General features: G+C 41.9%; 8 protein-coding genes. All 8 read right to left on the bottom strand.

Annotation, left to right across the window (positions count from 1 at the left end; genetic code table 11):
• The coding region (locus HMPREF0673_RS01130) for a PKD domain-containing protein (RefSeq protein ID WP_007897011.1) at nucleotides 1-596 on the bottom strand (596 nt) is incomplete at its 3' end.
• 10 nt (nucleotides 597-606) lie between these two features.
• The gene (gene tssO / locus HMPREF0673_RS01125) at nucleotides 607-1,053 is read right to left on the bottom strand and encodes a type VI secretion system TssO (RefSeq protein WP_004310143.1); all 447 of its coding nucleotides are present in this window, start codon (nucleotides 1,051-1,053) and stop codon (nucleotides 607-609) included.
• The gene (locus HMPREF0673_RS01120; protein ID WP_007897010.1) at nucleotides 1,050-1,547 is read right to left on the bottom strand and encodes a hypothetical protein; all 498 of its coding nucleotides are present in this window, start codon (nucleotides 1,545-1,547) and stop codon (nucleotides 1,050-1,052) included. Before HMPREF0673_RS01120 ends, tssO begins: the two co-directional genes overlap by 4 nt.
• A 20-nt stretch (nucleotides 1,548-1,567) precedes the next feature.
• The gene (locus HMPREF0673_RS01115) at nucleotides 1,568-2,716 is read right to left on the bottom strand and encodes a hypothetical protein (protein ID WP_004310145.1); all 1,149 of its coding nucleotides are present in this window, start codon (nucleotides 2,714-2,716) and stop codon (nucleotides 1,568-1,570) included.
• Nucleotides 2,717-2,719: 3 nt separating this feature from the next.
• Nucleotides 2,720-3,598 (bottom strand): TssN family type VI secretion system protein, encoded by an 879-nt coding sequence (locus HMPREF0673_RS01110; protein ID WP_007897009.1) that lies wholly within the window; start codon nucleotides 3,596-3,598, stop codon nucleotides 2,720-2,722.
• 12 nt (nucleotides 3,599-3,610) lie between these two features.
• Nucleotides 3,611-4,546 carry a hypothetical protein gene (locus HMPREF0673_RS01105; RefSeq protein WP_040596174.1) on the bottom strand — a complete coding sequence of 312 codons (936 nt, stop codon included), beginning with the start codon at nucleotides 4,544-4,546 and terminating at the stop codon, nucleotides 3,611-3,613.
• Nucleotides 4,531-6,969 (bottom strand): AAA family ATPase, encoded by a 2,439-nt coding sequence (locus HMPREF0673_RS01100; protein WP_007897007.1) that lies wholly within the window; start codon nucleotides 6,967-6,969, stop codon nucleotides 4,531-4,533. The genes HMPREF0673_RS01105 and HMPREF0673_RS01100 overlap by 16 nt, the downstream gene beginning before the upstream one ends.
• Nucleotides 6,966-8,735 (bottom strand): type VI secretion system baseplate subunit TssF (locus HMPREF0673_RS01095; RefSeq protein ID WP_007897005.1); only part of this gene is annotated, 1,770 nt, incomplete at its 5' end. The genes HMPREF0673_RS01100 and HMPREF0673_RS01095, both read right to left, overlap by 4 nt.

Raw genomic sequence — 8,735 nt, 5'->3', positions numbered from 1 at the left:
AGAATGGTTATACGGTGCTTCACCGGATATTTCGTCGTATTGGTTTGTAATGAGATGGTGTATTCTCCCGGAATATCATACGAATACACGACTTGCTGCTCGTATGCGTCCACAGTACCGCTTTCTCCAAATTCCCATAGCCATGTGTCCATACCATAGCCTTCTGCCGAAAAGACCAGCTCTTCGCCTTGATAACCCTCTGACACTCCATTTATACGGGGTATGGAATCAATGGCCTCATGCTCCAGCCCTGAGATAACTTTGATATACTTGTTTACGGAGTGTTTTCCGTCTATTTTCAAAGTAATAAGATATTTGCCGGCCTTACGGTAAGTGTATGACACATCCGTATTTCTCATCAGTGTATCACCGTTTCCCATTTCCCAAATGAGCCGCTTGCCTTTAATCGCTGCCGTATCGTTGACTAATAGCTCCAACCGCTCATTGACCTCATAATGAAAATTATCATTGGTGTCATACACATAAAAGTCAATATTGGCAAGGTGCGACTTCGAAGGCAGGAACAAAAACAAAAGGATACCTACCATGGCAACCAGTCCCAATATGATGATTGTTATAGTTTTCTTATTATCCATTGCGAATGTTTTATAAATTGGCTTTACATTCTTCCAAATCCCGTTCAATCAGTGCATTGTTATGTACCAGACTGTTCAATTCCTCTTTTATGTCGAATTGGCATTTAAGCATTCTGGAGGACAACACGCCGAAAAGGAATTTCGTATTCATATTGTTTTCCTTGTATATATGCTGCAATTGGTAAATCCCATCCTTCACCTCGTCCATCTTTTGTACTTGATGAATGTTGAAGTCCAGAGAGTCAATCTCATTCCAGATGTTCTGCGCTTGCTGCATATGTGTATGCTGGATTTCAAAAATGCGTTCGGAATGGTTGATTTCGTTTATCAACTCCGAACTGTCCTCTGTCGGTACGTTGAGTATATACCGGCAAAGTATGATATAAATTGCGGCTACTGAGAAAATCAGCAGCAGGAGGAAACGGATGTTTCCCCATAGCATTTCGTCTTTTGTCATGGCTTCGTCAGTTTATTCTTGGTTAATTCCTGATATTTGATTCTACACTTTTCAAGTTGCTCCATGTTGCTTTCACGCTTTTTGCTTTCGCGGTCAAGGTCATCCATTGATGATTGGATGACACGGATCTGTTCAAGCATAGCTTTATACACTTCGTACTTGCTTTTATCGGCCTGCATCGCAATGTCATTTTCCATTAATAACCGTTTTTTGGTTATCAATTTTTGCATGTGCTTGTGTTCACTCGAATTTCGCCGCTTGGTCTTCAGATTGTTCAAGTCCCGGAACAATTCTTCTATCTGGAAGTTAAGTTCTGCCTGTTTCTTGAACACATTGTCATATTCGGCCTTCTTGCTTTCAAGAAGGGATATTCCCTTTTGTGCAGTCACAATCGTTACGATACCTCCGGTTGTGGTAACAATCAGTGTGATAGCGAATACCAAAGTAAATCGGAGTTTCGCTTTCAAACGAGCTATTTTGTTTTCTGCTTCCATACTTGCTATGATTTAATCGATCAACCTATAAATGACCATGATCGTTTCTTTTGAGCCTCTATTGTTTCGTGACTTTCGTCTCCTACTATAATATTCTCACGAACCATTCCGATGTATTCCAGTTCACTCATTTTGTGGAACATATTGCTGAGCAGTGTCACAAATGCCCCTGCCGTCTGCAATGACTGGTTTATATTGGTATGGTCATACATAAGCTTGGTTAGGCTCTCTATCTTCGTGATAAATTCAGAGGGTGTGACATTAGTCCACTCATAGAAATATTGGAGCAATTGTTCTCTTTCCGTTTCGGAAAGACTTTGAAGAGCGGAGTTCAGACCGTTTGCAAGCTCATTCACGGCCTGCACAAGATATATCGGCGGTTGCTCTAAGGCGATTTGTTCGATAAAGAAGATTCTTGAGTTGTAAAAGGCCGAGAAAGCCTTACACAGCTCAAATGTATTATTGGCAAGCGTATCTCTACGCTTGTCAGCAACATTCCTGCTGTAAATGAGTTTCACGTCTTCTTTTATCGACTGTAGGGTACGTGCCAATTGGGAAATGAATGTTTTGATCCCATCGTGGCAAGCGGAATGTTGTACCGGTGGAATATATTGATGATTGATTTTATAGGTATTCCCTTGTCTGCATACCTCTGCCACCAACAAAAAATTCTGGCTGTAGAAAGATTTGTTGACTTGGTTTTTGGGAACGATATGGAGTTTTATGCTCGGCAAGACATACGGGTGATGCAAAGGCACCTCTTCCGGGTCCGGTTCACCGACAGGTATCAAGTGATACGGATCTACGGATATTAGTACCATATACTCGCTGTCCTCGGCTTGCAGACCGGATTCTGAAATGGTTGCACAGGGTTTCTCATCCCCGTATAAACCGTCGTAATAAACGATGGGCAGACCGCCTTTGGTGATTGCGTTGCAGCTTTTCAGGCGGACACAGAGAGTGGACATGGTATCACCTGAAATCTCTATTTCAAGATTGTCACCTATCCCTTCAAGGACCTCTCCAAGACCATAGTTATAACTGGTCAGACTCCTTCCTGCTTCGCGGTTGAGAGCTTCCGTTTGGCAATACTGGTTTGCAAAGAAATGCTGGCTGGTCAGCTTCAGACCATTGACCCAGTTTACAGGCAAATATGTTAGTGTTTTCATATATTATGATGTTTTTGTTTCTACTTGTACACGTCGGATATATATCGTTTGATTATTCTTAATCTTATTGCCCTCACTCGTCAGAGTGGGGTCAAGTATTCTTATGAACAACGGGAAGTTAAACCATTTTGAGGTATAGAACATCCATCCGATTTGCATATCTTCCTTCTCTGTTTCAATCTTGTTTTGGGGGAAACGCCTGTTTTGGTCTTCGATAACCCAATTGAACCAATTCCCAAGAGATATTTCATTGGGCAGGCGGACAACCAACGAAGCGTATGTCGGGTCTTTTATATTCCGTTTGATCTTGACTTTGACCGTTCGGAAGCCGAAGTTGTCTATGTTGTCCCAATATTTCCGGTCAAAGGTCCCATAGCTCAATTCCCATGGGGTATATATCGGATGTGGAATGTCCAGGAACAGGGTCCTGCTATACATAATCAGATACGGGATTGCAAACCAGAGGATATTTGTTGTGTTCCATAATGAATAAGGCAGTTTGCTTATCAGTTCAAACAGCAGATAATAGCACCATCCGCCTAAAACACATATCGTGGTTAGAGTGAGAATGATAGCTGTTCGGGAGTTGCCAATACCGATTGCTCCGAACAAATCGGAGGTAGAAAGTTTGCAGAACAATGTCCCGAGGAGGATATAGGACAATATCGTGAATGTCAAGCCTCCCCAAACATATTCATTTTTTAGAAAACCGAACAGACCAGGTAAAGCGACGGCAATGGAAGCCAGAAGAACGAATATGATTAACTTCTTCAGGCTAAGTTTGCTCTTGATCGTTTTTATTCCGGTCAAGACAAATATCATTATGGCTACAAATAATGGAGCCAATAAGTAGCGAGCAAAAAAATACAGCAATATCTTCATTGTATAAATTTTTTATAAGTTCATATTATATCCTAATCGGTTTTCTCCGAGTATAAAATCCGTTTCTCCATGTACCAGATAATCAACTTCGATATTTCTTGTTGAAAGGATGAAAAATTCAAGTATCCGGCGGACATTGGATAGATGCGTTTTTATCTCTTCATACTCATCAGTCGGAGTGTCTATGATGATTGTTGCCATCAAATCATCGGTTTCGCTTATCATTAGACCATTAAGACCTAATGTCTGTCCGATACATCCGGAGCCGACTGAAAGGTAAACCGGCTCTTCTATCTTATGGACTTCCAATCGCAGTTTCACCTTCAATCCCAAAACGATAAGAAGCAGTTGCTCGATAGCGGGTAGGTTCTCTTTATACCTTTCTGCATTGCAGAGGAATAGGAACAGCTTATATTTCTGATGGGACGTAATGGACAGTTCCACATCCTCAATTACTTCTATCATCTTGATGAAGTTCTTCCTGGAGTCCGGGTCGGAAAAGAAATTCAGATGACGGTTATTGATACGGACCTTTTCTTTGAAAAATTCTGTATCAAAGGGCGCAAAAAATTGAATCAGTTCTTTATCCTGTTTTTCATTGGCTCGGATGGCTTCAACTATCTCTTTGTTACTCATACCCGGTGTACTAAGCACCAATGGATGAAATAGCAATTCCGGCAATTGATGGTAGATGCTGTTTCTTGCCAGATTCAGCAATATATATTCTTTGTCGGCATTTGCCGTCGCAATATGCTGTTCCGAAACGCTTAATACATCTCTGGATTTCACACGGCTGTTCATACCATGGCAATTAACCATAGTATGGTCCACCAGCCGTCGGTCAAGAATAAATTGAAGTTCATCATAAAAGATTTCTGCGACGAAATTTATTGCCTGACTTCGTTGGATGTTTTCCAAGGGTTTCTTTTGTGCTAACATTGTTCCCATATCAGTTCACCGTTTCTATAGTTTATGACGATGTTGTCACCCGGTCTGATTTGTTCAGAAACAATCAGACGGGATACGGACTTCTTGATATAAGTCCTTATGATTCCTGCTATCGGACGTGCGCCGTATTTGGGAGAATAACCTTTGTCTGCGAGATGTTGCAATGCTTCATCCGACAAATGCAACTGGATGTTTTTCTGTTTCATCAGTTGTTCTTGCAATCTTCCAAAATGGAGGTTGAATATCTGTTTGGCGACATTTTCATCTATTGGCGCAAACGGAACCACCTCGGTGAGACGTCCCAAAAATTCAGGTCGAAAATACTGTGCCATAACCTCGATGAGCTTTCCGGAATCAGGAGTATGCCCGGATTGTATCTGTTCTACGATCCACTGGCTTCCGATATTGGAGGTAAAAATGATTATGGAATTTGAAAAATCTCCTTCCCGGCCCAGTTTATCATGTATTTTGCCTTCATCCATCATTTGCAGGAAAACATCATAAACGCTGCTATGGGCTTTCTCAATCTCATCGAATAACACTACCGAATAAGGTTTCTGCCTGATTTGAGTGACCAGTAAGCCACCTTCCTCATATCCTACATATCCCGGAGGTGCACCATACAGCAATGCAGCCGAATGTTCTTCCTTGAACTCGGACATGTCAAATCTGATCATGGCTGATTCGTCATCAAACAGTAACTCGGCCAGTGATTTTGTGAGTTCTGTTTTCCCCGTTCCTGTAGGACCAAGGAAGAAGAATGAACCTATAGGCTTCTTGGGGTCACTCAGTCCGCTGCGTGATTCTATAATGGCATCTGATAAAGTCGTAATAGCCCGGTTCTGTCCTTTGACCCGTTCTTGCAATTTGCTCTCGATGCTCAAAAGTCGGTCCTTCTCGCGGGCTTGTATTTTTCCGATAGGTATATTGGTGCACTCCGCTACAATCGCCTCTATTTCCGAAGAGCGTATCTCTTCAATGGACTGGTCGGATAGAGCCTTTAATTCTTTGATGATGCCCGACAAATGCCCTGCTTTTATCGCGATGTCATCTTCTTTATCCCATACATAGTTGTCTGACAGTTTGGTGGTCAATACGACACTGATTTTGCTGAATACAGAACGGTACAGTAAGTAAAGCGCCCCTTCAGATATTTTTTCGTCGAGACTCTTTATTTCCTCAAAATCCGTTTCCAAATCAGATACACTGGCTCGTGCATTCTTATTGCATAGCCGGACGGCAGCAGCGGTTCTGTCAAGCAGGTCGATGGCGGCAGATGGCAGGCTGCGTTCCTTAAAATATCGTTTGGAGAGTGCGATTGAATCTTTAATACACGCATCTGAAATTCTCAACTCGTAATAGTTTTCAATCCTTTTTTTATGTAATTGTATGGCACTTTCAAGTGTAGCCGTATCCAGTTCTTCAATCTTTATGATATCAAGACGCCCTTCTATCGGATGCTTTTCGATGTTCTTCCGGTAAGAATCGTTCGTGAGTGTGAGAACAAGATTTGCGGCTCCCTCGCTGATTTGCGCACTTAATATGTTGATAAGTGTGGATGCTTTGCCTGATACGCTGTTCTCCAAAAGAACCTGTAAATCATCAATCACCAGCACAGCTTGTTCCAATTGGTTGAGCTTGTGCATCAGATTGACAACTTTTTGTGCTATCTCCGTTTCAGACGAGGTTGATGCGAGCAGTTTTGCCGTATTGAGTCCGACAATAGATATTTGCTTTAACATCTCATCTTCATTCTCACAAATATCTTTGACAAAGGCGTTGATGATGGAACTCTTTCCGATACCGGATTCACCGACAATCAGTATGCCCTTGTTCTCTGAGCGTTCGAGGCATTCTAAAATAGTACGGACCTCTTTTTCCCTACCGACGACAAAGCCACCGGCATTGATGGTTTCTTGCTTTTTCAGGTTGTCGGCATAAGGAACGCTTGCTGTTATCTGCATTTCCTCTCCTTGATAAGAATGCAACGGGGTAAGGGCATTGTAGTGGGACAATATGTCATCTTCCGAAACATCCAGCATCTCTATCTGCTGATGCGAATACACGACACCTTCACGCAATATGGCGGTAAACACACAGATGGAGTCTATGGAATCCGCTCCTAATTTAATTTTAGACCGTTCGGATTCATCCAAAACCTTTGACAGTTCTTCATCAGGTTCCACTTCTTCTGTAGAAGTGCCACTGGACCTATACATTTCGCGATGGGTGTCAAACCATTCCATTATGTAGCCGACATCCTTCTGCATCGAGGATAAAATTTCCTTTAGACCCGTGTTTTCTGCAAACATGGCCATGACAAGATGTGACACGCCGAACGTGTTATGCTTGTCTTGAAGTGCCATTCCTCTTGCTATCTTAAGGGCAGACACCAAACTTGGGCTATAATTGCTATCATTCATACGAATTTGATTTTATAGTTTGAATTACATACAGAGCGTTCAGTCAAATCTTTTTCAAGATAATGGGCCAATTCTTCCAGATTGGGAATTTCATCTTTATCAAATTGTCCAAACTTTATCTTGACCTCTGTCACTCTGATTAATCCTTTTTTGCTGTCGGGAGATATAGCTACACCATTACCGACTTCGACTGATTCAACGTGTTTTCCCAGCTTGTGCAACAAGTAGCTTTTGATGTCTTCTTTAGATATAATCCGTTCCCGGGACAACAGACCGTACCTTAAACTATGAATAAGTTCCTGTTCGCTATCATGCGTTGTTCCTCCTTGCATACAAGTACGCAACATGATGCCTGAAGCGTCATATTTTTCTATGTTGAATTGTTGTATCAGTGTGCGTTCATTGAAACCGTTCGCCAGAGAACCGGAAGTCACCCAATATTTTATCTCGGCATTGGTCGCATCCTTTTGGGGGACACTTAAAACAAAGGCCTTTATTTTGTTATCTCCTTTTAGCGTGGCCTCCAATCCTTTCTCTATATCATTTATCTTGTTGAACAACTCTTTGAGCTGCGTCGAAAGTGCATCCGGATTCATTGAAGCAAAAGCACTCCCGTCTTCTTTCAATAATTGTAACACTTTTGAAATTAATGAGCGGGCGCTGTCCGAATCAAATCGTTCAAGGTCGCCAAAATACAGGCTGAATATACCTGTCGGATTTTCCTCATACTGGTTCAGTCGGTTTACATACTCCCGGCCTTTGTTGTCTTGAAACGAGCGTATGTTCAAGAATTGTGTACGGCTCGGACATTTCAGGGGTATAATTCGTCCGGTGGAACGGAAATTATGCTGTTTGTAAACGATTTGTCTGTTTACAACCGGAAATGTGTTCAAATATACTTCCAGATTTTCAAGACTTTCTTTCGTGAATATTTCCGGAAAGACTATCTTGACCCAAAAGAGATTCTCAGAGTCGTCCGGAACCTCGCAGTCGGCCACATAACCGGGAAACATTTCTCGGTAGGTATGCTTCTCTTTGGAAGCATCTTTTATACTCACATTAAAATATAGGTCACTATAAAAATCGCGGATTTCATCAAAGTAGTGCGCATTACTATATGGATCTTCAACATGAAGACCTGTTTTTACATTTAATCGGTTTCCTGTACAGTCATAGAAGAAAGCCATTTTCATAAACGGAAGCAGCCCCATATCGGAAGGCTTGATACAAAACATCACAGAGTCTATTTTTTGCAGGACTTCTTTAGACACATCCAGCCCGACCCAGACGCAATAATCCGCTATCCGGTTTTTAGGGCCAAGGAAGCGTGTTGGAGTGTTAAAGCTATCGGTTGAATGCCTTATACTATCGTTGTATGCGATTGCTTTGACTTTTGCATCAACCAGTTTATAGGAAAACAAAGGGGTTATAAAGACTTGAATATCCCCTTTGCCAAATATGTTTTTCTCTGCATAAAAATGATCTTCGGCATCAAGTTCGCAACATTCCCCATGATTGGGGGTAATAGTCATAAGCGCATGGGCCGGCTTTGGCAGCGACCATTTGTTTCCTATGAGTATTCTGGACAGGCGGTGAAGTATCCGTGAATCGGACTGATCTATTTCTTGATGCAGTTTGTTGGACTCATGGGCAAAAACTTCAAGCAGCAAATCTATCACGGGGTCCATATCGCGTATATCGGATACACCCCAAAAATCCATAGCCTGCTTTACTATTCGTTCCTTTATTGCAATTTGTTTCTTGTC

Source organism: Leyella stercorea DSM 18206 (assembly GCF_000235885.1).
In the GTDB taxonomy this organism is placed as follows: Bacteria; Bacteroidota; Bacteroidia; order Bacteroidales; family Bacteroidaceae; genus Prevotella; species Prevotella stercorea.
The sequence above is the reverse complement of the archived record's forward strand: the minus strand, read 5'-3'. Positions and strand labels throughout refer to the sequence as shown.